Here is a 22,145-nt window from a genome sequence, read left to right as displayed (position 1 = left end):
CTTTATGAAAATGGCTCGGCCTTTATGCCGGGGACAGGCTCCTTGTTCCACTTTATAATGGGCAAATGGAGGATATCGATATCGTGACCGTTCGATTGGGAAAATCGCGTGGACGGGCACAATTGGGGGTTATAGTGATCGTTTGATTGGAAAAATCGTGAGGATGGTCGCAAAAGGAGGAAAATAGGAATGGATTCCTTCATTATTCTATGAAGGACTAATCCCTAATAGAAAGACCTCGATCTGTCCTTCATCAAACCAGTGAATACAAATAAGTCGAAATCGGCCCAAAATGAGCAGCAACCAAGAGAAAACAAAAAAATTCCCTTCCAGATTAATCCTATTATAAAATAGACTTGTATGGAATGATTGAAAAAAAGGGGATGGTCAGGGTGTCATTTACGGAGTTAAACAAAGAAACCGTACTAATTAATAAGGTAAACGCCAATCTTTTTAGAGGAATGGAAGCGGTGGGCGGGAAATTGACTATTACGAATCAGCGGCTCATTTTCACATCCCATTCGTTAAATATTCAAGCTGGAACCACGGATATCCCAATGAGCGAGATTGCAACAGTAAGAAAAAGAAATACGATGGGACTTATTCCTAATGGCATGTCCGTTATCTTAAAAAACGGAACGGAGCACAAGTTTGTCGTTTGGAAGAGAGATATGTTAATAAAAACTATTTTGGATAACATGGGGTCGTAGGTGGGACGCGAGAACAGTTTACAGGCTCCTCGTCCCAAATCTGGGGGTGTATTTCTTGAGTATAATTAGTAATCGGGGATTTGTTTTTTTGCTAAGGGTTTTTCTCACTATTACAGTGGAAGCATTGATTGCTTACATCATCTATTGGTTTTTAATTCAGAGAGGATTTGTTTATACGTTTCGTGTCGCTGTTAGTACGGATTATATGTCGTACAAAATTATTTTGCTATTTTGTTCCGCACTTTTTTCCGCGGTGACTGTAGGTGTGTTTAAAGAGAAAGATAACGGTGAAGTTCAAACCATTCCCCGGTTTTTTCTATCCTATTTCAAGCATCCGATAAGCCTGGGATCTGCCCTGGTATTCTTGTTTACTTTTTTATGTTTATAAATGGGACGAGGTGCCCTCGTCCCACTCTTAAGAGGCAATTCGAAGGATAAGTATGCCCACAAAGGCCATCGAAAGTCCCGTTATTTCCCGTTTGTTCCAATCTTCCTTCAAATAAAAGCGTGCATATAAAATGACGAACGCTACGTTCATCGCAACGATGGCGGAAACAATTCCCGTAATCCCGTCACGAAATGCAGGAAAGATTAAGAGCATTCCTGCGGCATTTGTAATCCCTACGATCATGCCCCACCCTAAAGTTCGTTTCATTGTCCATTTGTTAGGGGAATCTTCTTCATTTGATGATGCTGTTCCTTTTGACTTGTTTACCGCCCATGAAATGCCGAACAAGACACTGCCAGTTAAAAACATGACGGTTAAAATAGGGAGTGTAGCAGCTCCGGACAAAGTAGCCTGTTTTACCGACACATCGGTAAATCCGAAGAAAAGCATGGTTAAAACTCCCCATTGAATCCCTTTTAACTGGTTGAGCTTCAAATCCTGTGAGTATTTGATCAGAATCAGGCCGCTCAAGACAATGAAGAACGCCGTGAATTGCCAAGCGGTTAATTCTTCACGCCACAGAACGAAGGCAACAATCATAACAACCAGCGGCGGCAGTCCTGTAAATAAAGCAACAATGGAGGCTTTGCCGACAGCATAGCCCTTATACATTGAAGCGTTTGCAATAAACGAAAATAAACCCATTAAGATTCCGAACAATGCCCCTGTTGACCACGATTGCTGAATGAATAGATTACCGGTCACTGTGATGAGAGTACCGGATAAATAGACGCCCAACAGCAGAAGATTACGATCAATCGGCCGCTGTGACGTCCAATGATAAAGAATTCCCCTTAAACCAAAGCAGCTGGCAGCGGCAACTGCAAAAACAAACCACATATCTTTCTCTCCTAATCTTTAAAATAATCCTTTTAATGTAAATACTGTTAATCTCTAAAATATAAGTATAGCATACGGAGCTCGGATACCATGAGGTTCTACTTTATTGATTTATAGGAGCAGGTCTGACCCTTGGTTTTAAAGTATGACAGAGGCTCACTTAAACGAACAATGGGACGAGGTATCCCCTCGTCCCTGCTTCACAATACGCCAAACCGGTACTTTGTCATTGATTCGAATTGCTCGCCCTTTTTTAGGATGGAGGATGGAAAATGGGCATGGTGGATGGAGTCTGGCAGGCCTTGTGTCTCTAGGCACAAGCCAAGGTACCTGCGAACTGGGACCCCGCGAACGGAGTAGCCGCCGGTCATTTGGCTGCCCGTATAGAGAACCACAGCAAGTTGATCCGTTTCAACCGTTAACACACGGCCGGATTCTTCATCTTCTAAAATGATTTCTCCACTTTGATTTTCTGTTAATAGAAACGGATGATCAAAGCCTTTGCCGGCGAGAATATTCTGTGGATGTTCCGATTGCACACCATCGATAATTTTCCGGCCATTTCGGAAATCAAAGGCCGTATTTTCCACACTCAAGAATTCTCCAGTTGGAATCAAATCAGGGTCGAGCTCAAGAAATTGGTCGCTTTTTAGTGTTAATTGATGATTTAATATATCTCTTTTTAACTCGCCGCTCAGATTAAAATAGGAGTGGTTGGTTACATTGACCAAGGTCGTTTGATCGGTTTCCCCCGTATAGGAAACCTGGAGCTCATTATCGTTTGTTAACGTATACGTGACCTTTATATCGAAGTTGCCCGGATAACCTTCTTCCTCATCCTTACTCAAATAAGAAAAGACGACACTAACGGCATCAGCCTTTTGGACGGTTTCCGTTGCCCAGACGATCTTGTCAAAGCCTTGCAGACCGCCATGAAGATGGTTTCCATTATTATTTTTAGCTAACAAGTATTTCTTCCCCTCAAGCTCGAACTCAGCACCGGCAATACGCCCGGCAAACCGTCCGACGACCGCACCAAAATAGGGGGAATGTAACGCATATTCGTCGACTGTATCGAAACCAAGTACCACATTTTCAAATGTGCCATTACGATCAGGCGCCATGATTTTTGTTATGATGCAGCCATAATCAATCGCAGTAACTTCCATACCTTGATCATTCACCATCGTATAAGCCGTGATTGCTTGCCCATTTAATTCGCCAAATGACTCTTGTAAAATTTTCATCGGATTGCCTCCTACAGCAATTTTTTCTATGTACGAATGGAGCAGCCGAATTAGGGCTGCACCGCATCAAAATATAGATTTTATGATAAAGAGTGGATGAACCTTTGGAATGCCTTTTGTCCTTCTTCACTCCGCTTGAACACACCTGCATCTTCAAGGACCCGCAAAAATTTGTAACCGACCTCTTTTTGGACAATAAACGTAACGGTTTCAGTCGTGATTTCCCCTGCATACCGGATTTTCATTTCGTTTGCCCATGGAGTATGATAGTCGGCAATTTGATTCGATTCATCAAGCAGAAACTTCTCGACCTCCAGCAGCTCCGTCTTCAAACGTGCCGGTAATACCGCCAGGCCCATTACTTCAATCAGGCCGATATTTTCTTTTTTGATATGGTGCACATCGCTATGAGGATGGAAAATACCTAGCGGATGCTCATCATTCGTACGGTTATTACGGAGGACGAGATCTGCTTCCAGTTCGCCATTTCTCATTCTCACAATCGGCGTTATCGTATTATGTCTTGTTTCACCTGTATAGGCAATAATATTCGCAGCCTCGTCGCTGTACTGCTTCCATTTTTCTAAAATGGACACGCAAGCATTCAGCAATTCGCCCTGCTCCTTTGCTCTTAAACGGATAACAGACATCGGCCATTTAACAGTAGCTGCCCGAACACCAGGATAATCCGGTATTTGAAACACCTGATCATCAGGAGCTTTGGCCATCGCAAACGTATAGTTTCCACCTTGATAATGGTCATGGGTAAGGATCGATCCACCGACAATTGGCAGGTCTGCATTTGAGCCGATAAAATAGTGCGGAAATTTTTCTACAAACTCCATTAACCGCTTAAAGGTATCCTTCGTGATGGCCATATCGCGATGCTCGCCGGATAACACAATGCAATGCTCATTATAATAAGAATAGGGGGAGTATTGGAAGAACCAAGGCTCCTCTGTTAGTTCGAGGCGAATCATCCGGTGGTTTGAGCGGGCCGGATGTCCGATTCTGCCGGCATAGCCCTCATTCTCTACACAAAGCAAACACTTTGGATAATTAGCAGCCGAAGCAGCTTTGCGCTCCTTCTCCCTGGCAATTTCCTTTGGATCCTTCTCTGGCTTGGAAAGGTTAATCGTAATATCTAATTCACCATATGGTGTTTCGGCTTTGTAGCTGATATTGTTGGCGATTCTTTTCGTTTGGATATAGTTGCTTTGCTCGCTCAGCTTATAAAAATAATCTGTTGCTTCCACCGGATTTACCGCCCATTTTTGATAAAAAAACTTGTTTACCACGGAGGGCTTATCGATAAAAACATTCATGATTTTACTGCTGAGGATTTCTTTTTCATCAAACAAATCCTCGATAGCACCCGCTTCGACAGCGGCTTCTACTAATTTATCCAACAAATCGGAAGTGTCTTGAAGAGCTAGATTGTTAATGTCTCTCGGGCTCGACTCTGGGTGCTCCGGGAAATCCGTCAAACCGATAAGAGACATGATTTGGTTTCGAGCATAGATCTCATCATCAGATTCAATCATTTTTAACGATATCGCTTTTCTAACAAGCTGATTTAATACGAAATAAACAGTCATGTCGCTCACTCCTAGTCATGCAAGTTCTTTTGCGCCCTCACCAATACTAGCCACGTAAAAGGTTGCTTGAAAGCCGATTTTGTCCCTATATTGGCTGCTGACGTTTGCAACGAATGCTTCGACGTTTTCATCGTTGACGATGGCGATGGCACAGCCGCCAAATCCTGCCCCTGTCATCCGGGCACCAATCGTACCTTCCTGTTCCCACGCCGTCTCCACAAGTGTGTCGAGCTCAACACCCGTTACTTCATAGTCATCGCGTAATGAAACATGGGAGGCATTCATCAACTGGCCAAACTTCCCCAGGTTGCCTTTTTTCAGTGCATCAGACGCACGTAACGTCCGCTGGTTTTCATAAACCGCATGTCTTGCTCTTTTAACAAGGGTCGCATCATCGATGAGATGCCTGCTTGTTTCAAAATCACTCTCACTTAATTCACCCAATGAATGAATGTCACGATCTTGCTGTAGAAGTGTAAGAGCTGCCTCACATTCCCTTCTTCTTTCATTGTATTTGGAGTCAGAAAGTTCTCTCCGTTTGTTTGTATTCATAATAATAATCTTATATCCCGTTAAATTTAATGGCGCATACTCATATTGCAGCGTATTACAGTTGAGTAAAATGCCACAGTTCTCTTTCCCCATGCCCACGGCAAATTGGTCCATAATTCCACTGTTTACACCAATAAACTCGTTCTCTACTTTCTTTCCGAGCTTTACCAAATCAATCCGGTCGATCTGATATTCAAAGATTTCATTAACGATTACACCTGTCAGCATTTCAAGTGAGGCGGATGAAGAAAGCCCGGCCCCATTGGGAATGTTCCCATAAATAAGGATATCGAGCCCAACTGGTACTTCGCGGCTGAATTCTTGAAGATAACGAATCATCCCTTTCGGATAATTAGCCCAGCTATGATCCGCATCGTACTGCAACTTATCCAGCGAGAATTCAATAATTCCTTTATCTTCAAAATTCATTGAAAACATTCTCACCTGGCGATCTTCCCGTTTTCTTGCAACTCCATAGGTACCATACGTAATGGCACAAGGAAATACATATCCACCGTTATAGTCGGTATGTTCTCCAATTAAGTTAATTCTCCCGGGAGAAAAAAACGTACGAAGTTCAGCAGCTTCCCCAGCAGAGAAAACCTCTTGAAATTTTAATTTCAATCTATTAATGTCCATTAACCCCACCACCCTTTTTGTCCAGCTAGTAAAAGAACGGATGAAACTAGCTACTTTGTTTTAACTGGAAATGAATATATTGATTGGCAGCCGAAGTAGCTACACCTATTTTGAAACCTGTCATTTCACAAATTTTTTTGGTCTTATTTTTGCTAGATAACGGTACGAGTAATTCTAAGGCCTCTGAAAATGCCTTCAATGTCTATTTTATAGGAATAGTAAAACTGGGTCAATATTTTTACTAAAATTTTACCTAAGATGTTTTACCCACTCCCAAAACGTAAAAAGAGCACCATTACAGCGCTCATTTTTTAAAATCCTTTACTCATTAAAATTGTTATTTACTGCTTTCGCGTATTTCCAGTTGAGTAGATAGAATTACTTTCTTTGCCACCTGCCGGTCAGTCAATCTCTCTAACAATAGGTTCACAGCCGTTTTCCCCATCAGTTCGGTGTAAACCTTAACTGTACTCAAAGGCGGGAAAACATATTTCGAAATACTAATATCGTTGACTCCAATAATACTTACTCGATTGGGGATTGAAATGTTCGCTTCAAGTAAGGCTCTCATGCAGCCAATCGCAATCGAATCATTCCCGGCAAAGAAGGCCGTTGGCAGGTCTTCCTGATGCTCGTTAATGGCCTGCTTCATTAGTCTGTAGCCTTCATTAACAGAATACTCCCCGCAATACACATAGGATTCCTTATAAAGCTGCTTGTCTTCAAGATACTGCTTAAACGTCACTTGTCTCGGATCTGGAATATCGGAGGTATGATCTTTATAGCTTTCCTGTCCGCCAATAAAACCAATTTTCTGATGCCCTTGTTCCACTAAATGGTCAAGGACATTGATCGTTGCTTTTTCAAAGTTGCTTACGACTGAATCGTAATGATCGTCGTCAGGAGAACAATCGACAAACACGATATTTTCGGTGATTTTGCAAATATCTTCCGCCTGCTTTGGACTAAACTTGCCGATCGCAATGATTCCATGAATCTCCTCTCCTTGAAGAGTAGACAACCGGTCAAGCGACAATTTGGTCATAGGTAGTTTATGAACTTCGCATTCAGTTTCAACACCTAAGCGAATGGACATATAATAAAGATCGTTTAATTCTTCTGCTTCGGTATACCAGTAGACAACAGCAATTTTGTAAGTCGACAGATGCCGTTCCGTTTTTTTTCGATAAGATAAATCTTCTGCCGCCTGAAAAATCTTCCTTCTTGTATCATCGCTGACCGAAAGGGTTGTATCATAGTTAAGCACTCTCGATACAGTCGCAATCGAAAAACCAACCCGTTCAGCAATGTCCTTAATGGTAGCCATAGAAATCCCTCTTTTTCATCGATTTCCTCATTATATTTTAGTAAAATTTTTACTAAACTCACTATACCGTCGCTGCCGGAAATTGTCAATCATCTTTTTGCGGATTTAAGACAGCATAGATAAATCACACCATAAAACGTATAATAAAAACTAAAGGTCAATTTAATGGCAAGGAGTAGATTAATAATGGAAAAGGTAACACCATTCTTAATGTTTCAAGACGGTAAGGCAGAGAAAGCGATGAATTATTACACATCCCTCATTGAGGACTCAGCAATTACAAGTATTGTTCGATATGGTGCGAATGAAAGTGGAGATGAAGGAACTGTGATGCACGCAACTTTTACCTTAAAAGGACAAGAATTTATGTGCATTGACAGTAATGTGAAGCATCAGTTTTCCTTTACACCGTCGTTCTCCATCTATCTTACCTGTCATACTGAAGAGGAACTTGACAATCTTTATCAAAAACTAATTGAAGGTGGACAAGCACTGATGCCTTTAGGCGATTATGGTTTCAGTAAAAAATTCGGTTGGGTAAATGACCGCTTCGGAGTTTCGTGGCAATTAAATCTTCCTAAATAACAATGAAAAAATGAATGTTTTCCTGCTGATACCCATCATCATAAAAGCATTAGTTATTCAACTAGGGGCTTAGTTGAATAATACAATTAAAAATGAAAATGAGCTTGGGGATTTCCCAAGCTCATTTTTTGAGTGGTTTGTAATGTATATTAGCTTGTTATTTATTTGTGATTTGATCTAAGAAATGATTTGTTTCTTATTTTGCAGCTCACAAGTAAACCCGTTACGAATCTTGATCGTCGTTTTCTTTTACAGGTTTTTCAACGTAGTAACCTATTGCTTCTTTTTCTGCCCCGGCGGCATGTTTTTTACATGGACTGGGTGTTCTGCTTTCAGGCCGTGATAGGAAACCGTGATCATGGTTTTTCCTTTTTTACCGGCTTGAATGGATCCATCTTCGTTAACTGCTAAAATCGCTGCGTCCTTGCTTGAATACATAATATCGGCAGTCAGTGTTTTGACAGAGCCGTCAGCGTAAACTCCCTTGACGACAAGCTCCGCCGATTCCCCTTCTCTTATGGATTCTGGCCCCTCGACTTTAATCGACACAGGGTTTGCTGCAAGTGCTCCAACATAACTTTTTCCCGTGCCTGCCTTATTAAGTCCGCTTTTAGGAGCTAAACGGAGGAAATCACCAAATTGAATCGTTCCGTTTTTAGAGCGGGCAAACGCTGCTGGTACTTGCAGGCTGGCAAAATCCTTTTCTGTCACCATGGTTCCCTTGCTGTTCACCGATTTTGTTCCGTCATAGAAGAAGTTTGTTTCATCGACTGCGCCGGAAATGAAATCGGGCACCGCACCTGACTTGGTTCTAAAGGAAAGGTTGTTTTTAAAAATACCTTGTTCTTCAGCCGTGAAGTACGGATTGATGCGGAACACATAGTTAAAGCGTTTGTTATCAAAAGAAGTGTTGTTTTCGACAATCATTTTTCCTGGATTGAAATTATCGGTAAATCCGTCCATATTATTGTCAAAAGAAAGATTGTTCCGAACGATATGAGCAACCGGGAGACCCTCGCCGCCGAGTTTAAAACCATTCCCCATATTGCCATCTTTGTTATAGCCATCGCTCAGCTTTCCGTTCGAATAGGCAATGTTTCCATCTAGCGTAATCGGCTTATTGGCGCCTTCATTCGTCCGGTTGTATAAATCCCAGCCGTCGTCAATATTGTGATGGGCGATATTCCCCTTAAACACATTACCTTCGCCGACCCCTAATTTCGCAGCAAATCCGTCTGCATCTTCATCACGAGGGTCACGGTTATCATGTGATTCACAATTAAGAATCAAATTGTACTTCGGCCATAAATCAGGGTTCGTACCACTTCCTGTAATTTGCAGACCGGTATCGCCGTTATAGTTGAAGAGCATTTGCTCGACCACATTGTGATCGCCGCTCACTCTCATTCCATTAGCCGTGGCGCCCGTCACATGGAATCCCGCCACATGCCAGTAATCCCCGTTCAGCTGAATCACATTTGTAAGCTTGGCTTGCCCATCGATGGTTACTTTTTCACCATTATAGGCAGCAAGGGTTTTCAGTTTATCCTTTTCACCGCTATACTCTTTTTTAATGTTTAACATCGCAGAAGGCGAATAAGTTCCTTCACGCATAAAAATCGTTCCTCCAGGAAGAACGTATTTGATTGCTGTTTCTAAATCCATAGGGTCAGCGATGGTCCCTTTTGCAGCGCTTGTGCCCTTTGGTGAAACGAACAGCCCGGCCCCTTTGTTAAAAATCTTTTTCGTGACCTGAATGTTTTTTGTAATCGCAGCTGTTGACGGCGCACCTGCTGGCGTATAAACAACGGTAAAATCAGTTGTATCGTTGTCTAATTTGGCTGCGAAGGAATACACTTCGTTCTTCACAACAGAAGCATTGCTGACGATCTCTTTCCCATCTTTTGCTACCGAAATGGTACCGTCATAGTTTGCTAGTGTTTTTAGATTGTAATCGGTAGAGCCCGTCTCCGGTGCGGAAACAATGTTCATCGCGGCATTTTCTTTTGCTGGCGGTGTCGGCGGCGTTGCAACCGTATGAGCATCACTAAGCGTCAGGCTTGCATTCGTTACGGTCATTTTTGCATTTCTTGCCGCGTAAAAACCTACATACATGTGGTCAGGATCGAGCACCTGAACCAGATCCGCCCCCTTCACCCGCTGTTCAAACGTCTTTTTTTCTGATGAATGCGTGAAGGTGGTTGACATGATGAATTCCGTGTCGGTTCTTTCTAATTTAACCCTGACCGGTGTGCCGATTGGCAGGGTATACGCCGGATCGGTTGTAAATCCGGTTGCTTTTAACTGACTGCCTAAATTACCCCAAGGGTAAACCACACCTGTCCGATAAATCGGGCTGATGCCGTGGCGCATCATGCCGACGCCAAAAATATTCGAAGCGGCCGGAACCTCTTCATAGCCTAGAATCATTGGATCCTGGCGCGGGGCAGCAATGGCGTCTCTGACCATGATGCCGGCACTTTCCTGGCCGTTTGGCGCAGCGCCGGTTTCAGGTCCGAATTGTTCAATCGTGAGATCGGCCTCAAGGACAAAGTTATCGGTCTTTGCATTAAGCTTTGTATAATAGAATGTTAATCCATCATGGCCTGGCGCTAATTTTCCACCACGGCTTTCTAATGTAATTGCACCGTCAATTGACCCCGGCACTTCCGGTTTTGCATAATTGGTGCCAATTTTTCCAGGCAAGACATTCGCGGAAAAATTCAAATCCGTTGACTGACCGAATGAAATTGTTTCCCATTTTAATTGAGAGGAGTCCCTGCTCTGTTGGGTTCCTTCATCAGCAAATGCCATCCCGGGAACCGTATTCACCACCATGACCAAAGATAGAACCATCACCCAAAATCTAGTAAGCGCTTTCAATAAATCATCTCCTTAAAATTAATAGTCCTAAAAAGTATAGGCTATCTCTGGAGGCTTTTTAATTCAAAATCTTTGGAATATTGTTTGAATTATTTGGCTAAATGCTGATGATAGGGCTAAAGAACCCCCACCCCTAAAAGAAAAATAGGTATAAGGATAGAACAAAGAACCGAGGGGATATTCCTCGGTTTGATTGTTTCTAGAATGCCTGGGGGATACTTTTTTTGGTTCCTGCGGGGACTGTGAACCTTTCAGAGTACCCGACGGTTGCTTTTTTCCTCCCCCATGGGCACTGTGAACCTCCCAGAGTGCCCGACGGTTGCTTTTTTCCTCCCCTATGGGCACTGTGAACCTTCCAGAATGCCCGCCGGTTGCTTTTTTCCTCCTCTATGGGCACTGTGAACCTTCCAGAGTGCCCGACGGATACTTTTCCCCTCTCCTATGAGCACTGTGAATCTCCCAGAATGCCCACGGAATTAGCATTGTCCACGTGGGGTGGACAAAATCTCCTTTTGTCCACGAGGGGTGCCTGACACCCAATTGAATTCGTTACCAGTTCTACCATTTTTATTTAATTTTTCCCTTCCAAATAGTATAATTTATCCATACAACAGACGAATGGACGTGGGTGAGTGTGATTGATATTAAAACAAAACAGAAATCTCCGGCTGCTTTACTTTTAAGAGGTGAATTAATTGGGAAGCTTAAAGTATCCAAAGCTCAAATGAATGCCTATTTAAAGGATGGCATGCCGCATTATTTGATTGGCAATGAATATCGATTTTTGGAAAATGAGGTAGTGAAATGGCTCGAGAGTTATCAGCCACCGCAGCAGCGGTTAGAGAGTGAATTTCGTGATAACAAAGGACGAACACTAAAAGAGTATGTCACTCAAAAGGTTGTTTTGGCAACACTGAGGATCACAAAAGAAACCTTGCAGGGCCTCCGTAAAAGGGGAATGCCTTTTGAAAGAGTAGGAGAAAAGGAGTTTTTCCACATTCAGGATATCTTGGATTATTTCCGGAAGGGTTCTCTAACGCCAGCCACTGGACCAGCAAAGGAAAAGTGCTTAACTCCGTTAGGTAACAATGTTCCTATAGACGTTCCCATTATCATCGTTGATGGGTCGTACAATTTTAACAATCAAACGGCAGGGTCCGGTTTAATTTTAATTGAAAATAGAGAGACAGCCATGGGTGTATCCAATGTAAGAAAGATTACAACAACAAAACCACATGTAAGTGAACTCCTGGCCTTACTGGACGCATTAAAAATAATGAAAAAGGAAAAATTCAACAAGGCCATAATCGTGACGGACCAAAAATCTTGGTCTAATGGAATCACCATTGATGTAAACAGTTACGAAGGTCCGGTTAAGACGTACCTGCTAGAGTTAAATCAGTTATGGACTGAGTTAAAGGGAAAAATTGTTGTTAAATATGTAGGAGAAATGAACAACGGCAAAAAGAATTTGCTCTATCAGAAAGCTCATAGTTTAAGTCGGGAATATGAGAAAGAAGTTTTTAAAGAAATAGAGTTCTTATAGAATTTAAGAAATGACGGTGCACTAGTGTTAAAAAAGAAAAAGTGGCTTCTGTTATTATTTTTACCAGTAGTAATTATTGGAGTATTTTATATTCGATATGCTAGTTTAGATGTTTATAAAGTTGATCAAAATACGATTACATATAAAGATAGAATCTATTATGGCAAACCCGATACATTTATAGAATACTATGATTCTACAGCTGGAGAAAGAAAATTCGAAGTTGGAAAAATGATCGGAAAAACGAATAACAGCAGCTTTTTTGGATTTAAGGAAACGGTTTACCAGATTAAAGGAAAACCGGTTGAAGAAGTAGTTTTTTTAAGTGGATTAATGTTCGAAGAAGTTTTAAAACGAAAAACTAAGGACGAATAAAAAATAAGATAAATGCCCCTTTCGCTGTGGAAACGAAAGGGGCTTTTTTGTGGCGTCTCAGGAGAGGAAATATTTGTCGAAGCTTTGCTCTGAAAAAAGAACAATATTCCCCGGAAAATGATTCAATTCTACCTAACTTACTATTTTGTGTCGTATTTTAGTGACCAAGGGGACAGGAAACCCCGTCCCTAAAGCAGATATATTCTTGCCTCGTATGGTCTCATTTGTAGTTCAGAATTTGGCTCTTCTTGATTATTATAATTTGTCAAGAGGAGTTCCTTTTCAAATAATGATAAGGTTTCTGGCAGTTTTATTTGTACTTGCTGTTCGGAAATATTTAGGACTACAAGCCATTTCTCATCATCTAATTCGCGAATAAATGAATAAATTTGCTTATGGCCCTCCAATAATTCCTGGTAACTGCCATAGACCATTACATCATTTTCTTTTCGCAGTTGGATCAATTTTTTATAAAAATAATAAACTGATTCTGGATCATTTAGGGCAGCAGCAACGTTGATTTCCTTATAGTTCGGATTTACGTTTATCCACGGCGTTCCGCTTGTAAATCCGCCATTCGGCATATCGCCCCACTGGACAGGGGTACGTGAATTATCACGGGAGAGATGGAGTAAACTGGCGAACACTTCCTCAGGGTCCCGGCCTTTTTCCACTTCTTCTTGATACTTATTTTTCATCGCAATATCATGATAATCCTCGATGGAGTTGAAGCGGACCCCCGTCATCCCTATTTCTTCACCTTGGTAAATGTACGGCATTCCCGGGAGCATGTGTAACAGGGTCGCAAAACATTTGGCCGCTTCTACTCGATAGGTTGTGTCATTGCCAAATCGTGTCACCAAGCGAGTATGATCATGATTATTTAAAAACTGGGAGTTCCAGCCTTTCCCCCACAACCCTTGATACCAGCGGCGCTGTATTTCTTTAAATCGCTCCATATCCCAATTAGCCATATAATCGCAGACTTCAAAATGAAATAATGTGTGAAGTTCCTGGCGATCTTCACCTACATACAAAAGCCCTTCCTCAGGGGTAACGAACGGAATTTCCCCGACTGTAAAAATATCATAATGCTTCAATACTTCTTCATGCATCTCTTGCAGATAGTCATGAATCCCAGGGTTATTGCCAAGATAGGAGATTTCCTCAGGGTTTTCTGCATCAGGAAAACCTTCTTGTTTGGCCAGCAGGTTAATGACATCCATGCGGAAACCATCGACACCCTTATCAAGCCAAAACTTCATGATTGAATAAATCTCCTGGCGAACAATGGGGTTCTCCCAATTCAAATCCGGCTGTTCTACAGCGAAGGAATGGAAATAATATTCCTCTGTCCGTAAGTCAAACTCCCATGCGGATGGGGTGAAATACGAACGCCAATTATTTGGCTCTTTCCGCCAAATATAGTAATCCCTTTTTGGATGATCCTTGGACGACTGTGCTTCTTTAAACCATGGATGTTGATCAGACGTATGGTTTACGACTAAATCCATGATGAGCTTCATCCCGCGGTTATGCACCTCTTGAAGAAGCCGTTCAAAGGTTTCCATCGTTCCCGCTTTCGGCATAATCGACCGATAATCCGCGATATCATAGCCGTTATCAATATCAGGGGAATCATAACATGGATTTAGCCAAATCACATCGATACCGAGGTTTTGAATATAATCTAATTTTTGAATGACCCCTTCTAGATCCCCATATCCATCGCCATCCGTATCATAAAAACTGCGCCAATAGACTTGATAAACCACCGATTCCTTCCACCACGTTTTATTCACGTATAATCATTCCTTTTTAAATCGCTCTCTACACCGAACCAACACTATTTCGTTCAATCAATTGATAATCCACATAAATATTTCTTTCGGAAGAGGTGCCTTCCATCAATTGTTGGAGCAATAATGCCGCTTGTTTGCCCATTTCAAAAAAGTTTTGCTCAATCGTCGTTAGGCCAGGCTGGCTAAATTCACTGATTAAAATGCCGTCAAAACCCGTCACGGAAACATCTTCCGGAATCCTTAAACCTGCTTCTTTAACCGCCTTCATCACACCTAGCGCCATTAAGTCACTAAAGCAGAGGAAAGCGGTCGGTTTCCTCGTCTCCAATAGCTCCTTTGTCAGCAAATATGCTTCACTTTCAGAAAAACTAGCAGGTAAAATGCTCTCATCCTTGAGTTCAAGACCGTACTCATCCATCGCTTCCTTCACACCCGCTGTCCGTTCCACATTGACCCATGTTTCCTTTTTTCCAGCGACCACGACGATATCCCGATGATGGTGGTTTAATAAATAGCGGGCCATTTCTTTACTGGCGGCACGATTATTGATTGACACACTCCCGATAAAGTCACTTTCATTGCCTGTTTTTACATCCAAAATAACGCAGGGAATGTTGGTATCAATTAATTCTTTAAAATAGGGATCATCGATACGGATTCCTGCTAACACGGCCCCGCCAATATTTCGCTCCTTGCAAAATTGGGCATAGCTTTTTTGTTTCTGTTTCAGTGAATCAATCAGATAGATCGCTAACTCATATTGGTTTTGTTCCACAGCGGTATAAACACCTTTGAATAATTGGAAGGAATTATTATTATCCTTCACACCACTATCAAAAAAGCCCGATGTAATCATGCCAATCGTATTTTGTTTTTTTGACGATAAATTTTTCGCGACAAGATTGGGAGAATAATTTAATTTCTTCGCCACTTCAAAAATCCGCTGTTTTGTTTTTTCACTTATATCCGGATAATTGTTAAATGCCTTTGATACAACGCCAATTGAAACACCGGCTTCTTTCGCCACATCTTTAATCGTAGCCACCGTCAAAACCTACTTCCTAGTTAAACCGTTTTTCCTTAGATTATCTTTAATCTATTTTCCCCGTCAACAAATTACTGGTTAAATTCCCGCAATAATACAGATAAAACAAGCTCTCGTGTATCTTCAACCACTAAATCGGCCCCAGCTTGCTTCATTTTTTCAATGGTACCAACACCGACAGCAAACATCCCGGCATCCTTAATCGCCATAATTCCTGCTGTTGCGTCTTCAATCCCGATGCACTCGGCTGGTGAGACCGCTAATTTTTCCGCGGCCTTTAAAAAGATATCTGGTGCCGGCTTCCCTCTCTCCACCTCATCAGGATTGACAACCGTTTGAAAATAATTCGTGATTTCGAGCGATTGTAAAATTGCAGGTGCATTCTTGCTGGCAGACGCTAGTCCAATCAAAACACCCTTTGCCTTTAACTCTTCCAACAACTCTTTTATTCCTGGAAAAATATCATCCGGCTTCATTTTAGTTAGAAGTTGAACATATTGGTCATTTTTCGTTTTGGCTAACTCAAGCTTTTCCGACTCACTATAAAGACCCGCTTTACCGCCAAACACAAGTATTTTTTCCAAACTTTCCATGCGGCTGATGCCCTTTAATTCTTCATTAAATTCACGGTTAAAATCAATCCCGATACGATTCGCTAATTCCTTCCAGGCTGCATAATGCCATTCAGCTGTATCGGTAATCACTCCATCTAAATCAAAAATAACTGCTTTTAACATGATAGTCTCCCTTAGTTGTTATTTCACTCCAGCTGTTTGATCATTGCTCGTAATAAAATACTTGTTGAGCACGATATAAATAATAAAAATTGGGATGATGGAAATAAGCGCGCCCGCCATGATGACGTCCCATTGCGTCGCCGTTTTATAAGCCTTCGCAAGCGAGTTTAACCCTTGTGTCAGCATGTATTTATCAGGGCTTGAAATGAATAGCAATGGCTTCATAAATTCATTCCATACACCCATGAAGACAAACACCGCTTGTGTCGCAACGGCTGCCTTGGCATTCGGCAGCACAATCCTGAAAAAGGTGCCCATCTTTGATAAACCATCCATGGTTGCAGCCTCTTCCACATCTCTTGGGAAGTTAACGAAAAACTGCCGCATCATAAAAATATAGCCAATATTAATCATCGTCGTAAGAATAATCGACCAATGCGTATCCACTAACCCAAGCTTTGCTACCACGATATACAAGGGAATCATCGTCACTTGCGATGGAATCATAATTAATGCGAGTAGCATACTGAACAAGACATGGCGCCCTTTAAAATCAATTCGGGCTAAAGCGTAGCCTGCCATTGTATTAAAAATAAGGTTAATGCCGGTTGTAAGTAAGGCAACTAATAAGGAGTTGACAACCCAAGTCGGCAGTTGTGAAGCAAGGACCGTCTCATACCCTTTAAGGCTCCAACTTTCTGGAAAAATCGTTCCGCCTGCTGCGATTTCAGCAGTCGTTTTAAAAGAGGTCAAGATACTCCACAAGAAAGGAGCAAGGGTAAAGATCGAATAAATAATTAATAATGTATAGACGATAATTTTAAGTTTTTTATTATTCTTTTTCATTCTAATCACCCATTTACTTCGTCCGCTTTTAATAGTTTATTGACTATATAAGTGACGGCGAAAATAATCGTTCCGAGTACAAATGCTAAAGCCGTTGCTCTACCCATGTCATTGCTGGTGAAGGCCAGCTGATAAATATACAGCGAGAACGTCAAAGTAGAATTCTGTGGACCCCCTGTACCACCTGAAAGGATAAAGGCCTGGTCAAAGATTTGAAAACAGCCTACTAAACCCATCGTAATGACATAAAACGTAATCGGCATCAGTTGAGGGACAGTAACATGAAGGAATTTCTTAAAGGAATTGGCCCCATCTAAAGATGCTGCCTCATATAAACTTTCCGGTATATCTTGCAAACCTGACAAAAAGACGACCATGAAATGTGGAACAGTGGAAAAGATATTCATCGCCATAATAACCGTTAAAACAAGACTTGGATTCGTTAAAAATTCAACCTTCGTGCCAAATAATTGTTCTATCACATTCGCCATTAATCCGTTATTATTAAACAGCCACATAAAAATCAGTGTCATCGCCGATGAAGAGGTTAATGTTGGAATAAACATGATCATTAAAAAACCGCGGCTGAAATTGATTTTGCTATTTAATAACGCCGCCAATGCCATCGCAATCATCGTTTGAATCGGAACAACGACTAACACATAACGAAATGTATTGGTAAACGAAGCCCAAAACTTCGGGTCTTCAAATATTTTTCGAAAATTATCAAGGCCAATAAACGTCCTTGCGCCAGATAAAATATCTACTTTATAAAACATCATGAAAAACGCATAAACAACTGGAACAATCGTAAAGAAAAGGATCGCCAATAATGCGGGCATCATAAAGGAGTAACCTTGGAAATTCAGATAGCGCTTATTACCCATCTCATTCACCTCGTGTAAAGGAGAATAGAGGGGAGCATACTAGATAATCATGCGCCCCCTCTATTCTTAAACCTTATTCTTGACGTGCAATTTCGTCATTTGCTTCTTTCTCTGCAGCTTTCATTGCATCGTTAACCGTTTTATCGCCATTTAGTGCCGCTAAGAACTGATTATCAAAGGCACCTGAAATAACAGGCAGGTTCACACCAGAAGACCACACCGTACCATATTTTGCACCTTCAATGTGTGCTTTTAACACTTTGTCCTCATCAAGTTTCATGGCATCTGCTACCGACTGGCGAGTAGGGAATGTGCCGGAAAGCTCACTCCATTGCTTTTGGCCATCACCTGTCATGTAATTAATAAATTCAGTAGCCGTTTTCTTATGTTTAGAGTCCTTTGAGATTGCATAGCCAACTGTGAATGTCATCGTTTCTTTGTTTCCATTTACAGTAGGAGCTTCCAATGCTTCATATTTAACCGTTGGGTAATCCGTTTTCAAGGCACTTAATACCCAGTTTCCTTCGATCATCATAACTGCTTTATTCGTTCCAAAGGCAGCACCCGCCCAGTCAACGCCTAAATCAATCTTTGCATTTTTAAGATAGCCTTCTTTATGTCCGTCAATAAGTGATTGTAAATAATCAAGCGCTTTTGGACTAGATGTAAAGTCTGCTTTTCCTTCAGCTGTAACTGGATCTAATCCGCTGGCAATTAATGAGCTCATGTGACGGGCCATCGATGTATCAAACACCATTGCCGCTTGATCTTTTGTCAATTTTCCTTGAAGGGTTTTGGAGAAGTTTAACAATCCTTCCCAATCGGATGGCACATCAGCCATCGTGTATCCTGCCTTTTCTAATAAATCCGTGTTCACATACAAGGCAAGTGTCGAATAATCTTTCGGTACCGCATATAATTTGCCCTCTTTATCTTTGAAAGAGTTTAATAGCGGCTGATAAAAGTCATCTTGATTTTTCACATCGTTTGAAATATCGGCTAACACACCGCTTTTAATAAATTTTGGTGCTGCAAATGATTCCATATAAAAGACATCAGGAGCATTTTTCGCCGCAAATCTTGCTGTTAGGGCATCTTGAAAATTATCTTGAATCACTTCGATTTTCACGTTTTTACCAGTCGATTTTTCAAAGCTTTTTACAGTCGTTTCAAGACCTTTAGTTTCAGCAGGAGAAGATCCCCATACCGCTAAAGTAATTGTATCGTCTTTTACCGTTGTTTTCGTGCTATCTCCCGAAGAACAAGCGGTAACACCGAGTAATAATGAGGTAGCAAGTGCAAATGCAGCTATTTTTTTCATAAAAATTGACCCCCTAAAATGATTTGTTTTACTTATTAATATTAATAATGACTTCTTCAACAAATTGATAGGATTGACCAAAGACCTCTACGACAACATAATCTTTTGTTTCAGATTTAATTGTTAGCGTATCGCTAGTGATCTCAACATGTAACGGACTACCATGCCAGTTAATTGAAAAACGCAGCTCCCGCCAGTGCTTTGGCAAGCGTGGGTTCATACGCAGTTTTCCGTCTAACATCCGGACACCGCCAAATCCAAGTACAACTGACTGCCAAATCCCGCCGATTGAAGCGGCATGAACACCGTGGTCGGAAGTATGCATCGCTGGACCCAAGTCAATTTCAGTAGCTCTTTTAAAGAGTGAATATGCCATTTCTTCATGACCCAAATCATTCGCTAAAATCGAATGAGTCGATAAACTTAACGATGAATCATGCAATGTTTTCGGCTCATAGTAATCAAAGTTTGCTTGTTTGACTTCAGGGCCAAACTTATTTTCCAAGAGCAGGAACAGGATCATGATGTCCGCTTGCTTGGTCACCTGCATTTCATTGACTTGCGCTAAATTGTATTCACGGAAGAGCGAGCCTACTTTTGCTTGATTTTTATATTTCTCTAGATCGATGATTTTCTTGCTTAAATACGTATCATCCTGCGGAATGACAAGATCCTCATGCCTTGGCTGTGGCAAATAGATGTTGTCGATTTTCTCAGTCCACAATGTGTACGCTTTCTCTAGCTCTAGCGTTGCTTCTAAGCTAGCGAACAATTCAGGACGATCTGTCTTTAATTCTCGATAATATTCCATCGCCAGTTTGATGTTGAAATGGGCCATATGGTTGGTAAATGCGTTATTGTCGACATGCTCTTTATACTCATCCGGGCCAACGACACAATTGATATGGTATTCTTGTTTCGCTTCGTTCCACTCTAAGCGGCTTGCCCAAAATCTCGCCGTATCAAAAATCATTTCATAGCCGTACTTGTCCATAAATTCTTGGTCATTAGTAATCTGGTAATATTGCCAGACTGCAAAGGTAATATCAGAGGTAATATGCTGTTCAATAAACCCGGACCAAATTTTTGTCTGCTCTCCAGTCACAATATCGACGGCTCCCCAGACAGGCGTTACTTCACCATCGGTCGGCCAAGCAGCTTCCCACGGATACATCGCGCCATCAAAGCCATTTTCCTTCGCTTTCTTTCTAGCCCCAGCCAAGCCATGATAACGATATTTTAATAGAGACTTTGCGATTTCAGGGTTTGAATACGTAAAGAATGGCAGAATAAAAATTTCTGTATCCCAGAAGGAATGGCCTTTATATCCTTCCCCGCTGAATGCTTTTGCACCAATTCCCATTCGTTCATCATGCGCCGGTGTCATAATTGTTAAATGGTAGAGCGCAAATCGTAAGGCGAGGAGATCATACGAATCTTCACTTTCAATATGGAAATTATTGCGATCCCATACTTTCGTTTGCCATGCAGCCGTGCTTTCCGTAAATAATGTTTCATAGCCTTTGGCGAACGCTTGACGAAGATTAGTGAGCGAGATTTCGCGTAAACGATCTAAATCGTATGGTTCGTGACCGGCTTCTTTGTCACGGCTCGTATGCACCGTTGTTAACTTTTCTACCGTTAATGTATCGTTCTGCTGCAATTCCGTTTCGAAGTGAAGCCAGACTTTACGGCGGTCCATTTCCATTATTGGTTCTTTTTCAAGTTCTTTCCCGTTCACCATAACCTTATGAACCGTATTAACAACCACATCGATTTTCGATTCCGTTGTCGTTTGAATCAGCTGAACGAACCGTTTATCGAAAATTCTCCGCTCTCCTTCATGGAAATGCTGCGCACCCGAATTCGTCATTTGTGAGTTAATCCCTGAATCAAAGCTTATGACTACTGGGTGAGTTAAGGCTTCGACTTCCATTTTCATTCCGATTACATGAAGATTTTCGAGCGATACAAATCTTCGAAAATGAAAGCGCAATTCCTTTCCTTGCGGCGATACCCAATCAAACGTGCGAATCAATTCAGCCGTCTTTAAATTTAACTGTTTCACATACTCTTTCGTTTCGCCAAATTCTAAACTAAAGCGCTTACCATCAATGCGAATATCGACACGCGTTACATCTGCGATATTTGGCAGCTCCGTCACTTCGTTCGCATCAAACTTATTGAAAGTACCTGCTACAAAGCAATTTCTCACTTCATTTAGATAGGGCTCTTCTGTTGTTGAGCGCAGACCCATGTATCCGTTCCCAAGATACATAATCGCTTCGCTTTTCCCTAAACTGTCTTCGGAAAAATTCACATCAGAGACAACCCAATTCTGATGCTCCCCTTTTCCTAAAGAATAGTTCATCATGTTGAAATAACTCCCTTCGAAAACGTTTTAGTTTTCTGGTAAAAAAATTTAAAGATTAGTTCTAATGATTGAATGAAAACGTTTTAGTTTTTTTAGAAAAAAATATACTTGTTTCCGAAAACGTTTTAGTAACTGTTACAAATTTAGTATAGAACGCTATCCTCACTTTGTCAAATAATTAATTGTGGAAGAATTATGACAAAGTTTGTCGAAAACTGTACCCTTCAGTGGTCTCGGACCGTCCCGTGTCCCGTGAGAGGTCCTTGGGGACAGTAAAATTAACTCGTATAATAAAACTGGGACAGGGAGCCAGTACCTCGTCCGTGGAACTATCAACGCCCATTAAGCAATTTTACGGAAGGTAAAATCATTGCCAAAAAGAA

General features: G+C 41.5%; 19 protein-coding genes. 6 read left to right on the top strand and 13 right to left on the bottom strand.

Features of this window, described 5'->3' with window-relative positions; translation table 11 throughout:
* Window positions 1-392: 392 nt before the first annotated feature.
* Both BANVL01_RS15065 and BANVL01_RS15060 read left to right on the top strand, forming a co-directional pair.
* Window positions 393-710 (top strand): GRAM domain-containing protein, encoded by a 318-nt coding sequence (locus BANVL01_RS15065; RefSeq protein ID WP_235845586.1) that lies wholly within the window; start codon window positions 393-395, stop codon window positions 708-710.
* Between the two features lie 55 nt (window positions 711-765).
* Window positions 766-1,098 carry a hypothetical protein gene (locus tag BANVL01_RS15060; RefSeq protein WP_066092410.1) on the top strand — a complete coding sequence of 111 codons (333 nt, stop codon included), beginning with the start codon at window positions 766-768 and terminating at the stop codon, window positions 1,096-1,098.
* A 27-nt stretch (window positions 1,099-1,125) separates the two neighbouring features.
* On the opposite strand, the gene BANVL01_RS15055 is transcribed toward BANVL01_RS15060, so the two are convergent.
* The 4 genes from BANVL01_RS15055 to BANVL01_RS15040 all read right to left on the bottom strand — a co-directional run bounded on the left by BANVL01_RS15055 (window position 1,126) and on the right by BANVL01_RS15040 (window position 6,034).
* Window positions 1,126-1,998 carry an EamA family transporter gene (locus BANVL01_RS15055; RefSeq protein ID WP_066092413.1) on the bottom strand — a complete coding sequence of 291 codons (873 nt, stop codon included), beginning with the start codon at window positions 1,996-1,998 and terminating at the stop codon, window positions 1,126-1,128.
* Between the two features lie 200 nt (window positions 1,999-2,198).
* Window positions 2,199-3,245 carry an aldose epimerase family protein gene (locus BANVL01_RS15050; RefSeq protein WP_066092416.1) on the bottom strand — a complete coding sequence of 349 codons (1,047 nt, stop codon included), beginning with the start codon at window positions 3,243-3,245 and terminating at the stop codon, window positions 2,199-2,201.
* 80 nt (window positions 3,246-3,325) lie between these two features.
* On the bottom strand, window positions 3,326-4,843 hold the full coding sequence (galT, locus tag BANVL01_RS15045; protein ID WP_066092419.1) for a UDP-glucose--hexose-1-phosphate uridylyltransferase: 1,518 nt from the start codon (window positions 4,841-4,843) through the stop codon (window positions 3,326-3,328).
* 15 nt (window positions 4,844-4,858) lie between these two features.
* A complete protein-coding gene (locus BANVL01_RS15040) occupies window positions 4,859-6,034 on the bottom strand; it encodes a galactokinase (protein WP_066092422.1) in 1,176 nt (391 codons plus the stop codon).
* Window positions 6,035-6,117: 83 nt separating this feature from the next.
* Between BANVL01_RS15040 and BANVL01_RS27815 the strand changes: the two genes are divergently transcribed.
* On the top strand, window positions 6,118-6,279 hold the full coding sequence (locus tag BANVL01_RS27815; RefSeq protein WP_169803182.1) for a hypothetical protein: 162 nt from the start codon (window positions 6,118-6,120) through the stop codon (window positions 6,277-6,279).
* Between the two features lie 92 nt (window positions 6,280-6,371).
* Here the strand turns inward: BANVL01_RS27815 and BANVL01_RS15035 are convergent, their stop codons facing one another.
* On the bottom strand, window positions 6,372-7,361 hold the full coding sequence (locus tag BANVL01_RS15035; protein ID WP_066092425.1) for a LacI family DNA-binding transcriptional regulator: 990 nt from the start codon (window positions 7,359-7,361) through the stop codon (window positions 6,372-6,374).
* 186 nt (window positions 7,362-7,547) lie between these two features.
* Between BANVL01_RS15035 and BANVL01_RS15030 the strand changes: the two genes are divergently transcribed.
* Complete coding sequence (locus BANVL01_RS15030; RefSeq protein ID WP_066092428.1) at window positions 7,548-7,946, top strand: VOC family protein; 399 nt, start codon at window positions 7,548-7,550, stop codon at window positions 7,944-7,946.
* A 273-nt stretch (window positions 7,947-8,219) separates the two neighbouring features.
* Here the strand turns inward: BANVL01_RS15030 and BANVL01_RS15025 are convergent, their stop codons facing one another.
* Window positions 8,220-10,829 carry a right-handed parallel beta-helix repeat-containing protein gene (locus tag BANVL01_RS15025; protein ID WP_066092431.1) on the bottom strand — a complete coding sequence of 870 codons (2,610 nt, stop codon included), beginning with the start codon at window positions 10,827-10,829 and terminating at the stop codon, window positions 8,220-8,222.
* A 634-nt stretch (window positions 10,830-11,463) separates the two neighbouring features.
* Here BANVL01_RS15025 and BANVL01_RS15015 point away from each other — a divergent pair.
* Both BANVL01_RS15015 and BANVL01_RS15010 read left to right on the top strand, forming a co-directional pair.
* On the top strand, window positions 11,464-12,375 hold the full coding sequence (locus tag BANVL01_RS15015) for a reverse transcriptase-like protein (RefSeq protein WP_066092437.1): 912 nt from the start codon (window positions 11,464-11,466) through the stop codon (window positions 12,373-12,375).
* Window positions 12,376-12,399: 24 nt separating this feature from the next.
* Window positions 12,400-12,750 carry a hypothetical protein gene (locus BANVL01_RS15010; RefSeq protein ID WP_066092441.1) on the top strand — a complete coding sequence of 117 codons (351 nt, stop codon included), beginning with the start codon at window positions 12,400-12,402 and terminating at the stop codon, window positions 12,748-12,750.
* 188 nt (window positions 12,751-12,938) lie between these two features.
* On the opposite strand, the gene BANVL01_RS15005 is transcribed toward BANVL01_RS15010, so the two are convergent.
* The 7 genes from BANVL01_RS15005 to BANVL01_RS14975 form a co-directional block, all read right to left on the bottom strand.
* Window positions 12,939-14,552: a glycoside hydrolase family 13 protein gene (locus BANVL01_RS15005; RefSeq protein WP_066092444.1), complete on the bottom strand. Its 1,614-nt coding sequence runs from the start codon at window positions 14,550-14,552 to the stop codon at window positions 12,939-12,941.
* A gap of 28 nt (window positions 14,553-14,580) precedes the next feature.
* The gene (locus BANVL01_RS15000; RefSeq protein ID WP_066096983.1) at window positions 14,581-15,597 is read right to left on the bottom strand and encodes a LacI family DNA-binding transcriptional regulator; all 1,017 of its coding nucleotides are present in this window, start codon (window positions 15,595-15,597) and stop codon (window positions 14,581-14,583) included.
* A 71-nt stretch (window positions 15,598-15,668) separates the two neighbouring features.
* A complete protein-coding gene (gene pgmB, locus BANVL01_RS14995; protein WP_066092447.1) occupies window positions 15,669-16,334 on the bottom strand; it encodes a beta-phosphoglucomutase in 666 nt (221 codons plus the stop codon).
* Between the two features lie 18 nt (window positions 16,335-16,352).
* On the bottom strand, window positions 16,353-17,180 hold the full coding sequence (locus BANVL01_RS14990; RefSeq protein ID WP_066092450.1) for a carbohydrate ABC transporter permease: 828 nt from the start codon (window positions 17,178-17,180) through the stop codon (window positions 16,353-16,355).
* A 5-nt stretch (window positions 17,181-17,185) separates the two neighbouring features.
* Window positions 17,186-18,067 (bottom strand): carbohydrate ABC transporter permease, encoded by an 882-nt coding sequence (locus tag BANVL01_RS14985; RefSeq protein ID WP_066092453.1) that lies wholly within the window; start codon window positions 18,065-18,067, stop codon window positions 17,186-17,188.
* Window positions 18,068-18,140: 73 nt separating this feature from the next.
* Complete coding sequence (locus tag BANVL01_RS14980; protein ID WP_066092457.1) at window positions 18,141-19,388, bottom strand: sugar ABC transporter substrate-binding protein; 1,248 nt, start codon at window positions 19,386-19,388, stop codon at window positions 18,141-18,143.
* Between the two features lie 28 nt (window positions 19,389-19,416).
* Entirely contained in the window at window positions 19,417-21,762 is a 2,346-nt protein-coding gene (locus BANVL01_RS14975; RefSeq protein ID WP_066092459.1) for a glycoside hydrolase family 65 protein, read from the bottom strand.
* Between the last annotated feature and the right edge of the window lie 383 nt (window positions 21,763-22,145).

Source organism: Neobacillus novalis NBRC 102450 (genome assembly GCF_001591805.1).
In the GTDB taxonomy this organism is placed as follows: Bacteria; Bacillota; Bacilli; order Bacillales; family Cytobacillaceae; genus Neobacillus; species Neobacillus novalis.
The sequence above is the reverse complement of the archived record's forward strand: the minus strand, read 5'-3'. Positions and strand labels throughout refer to the sequence as shown.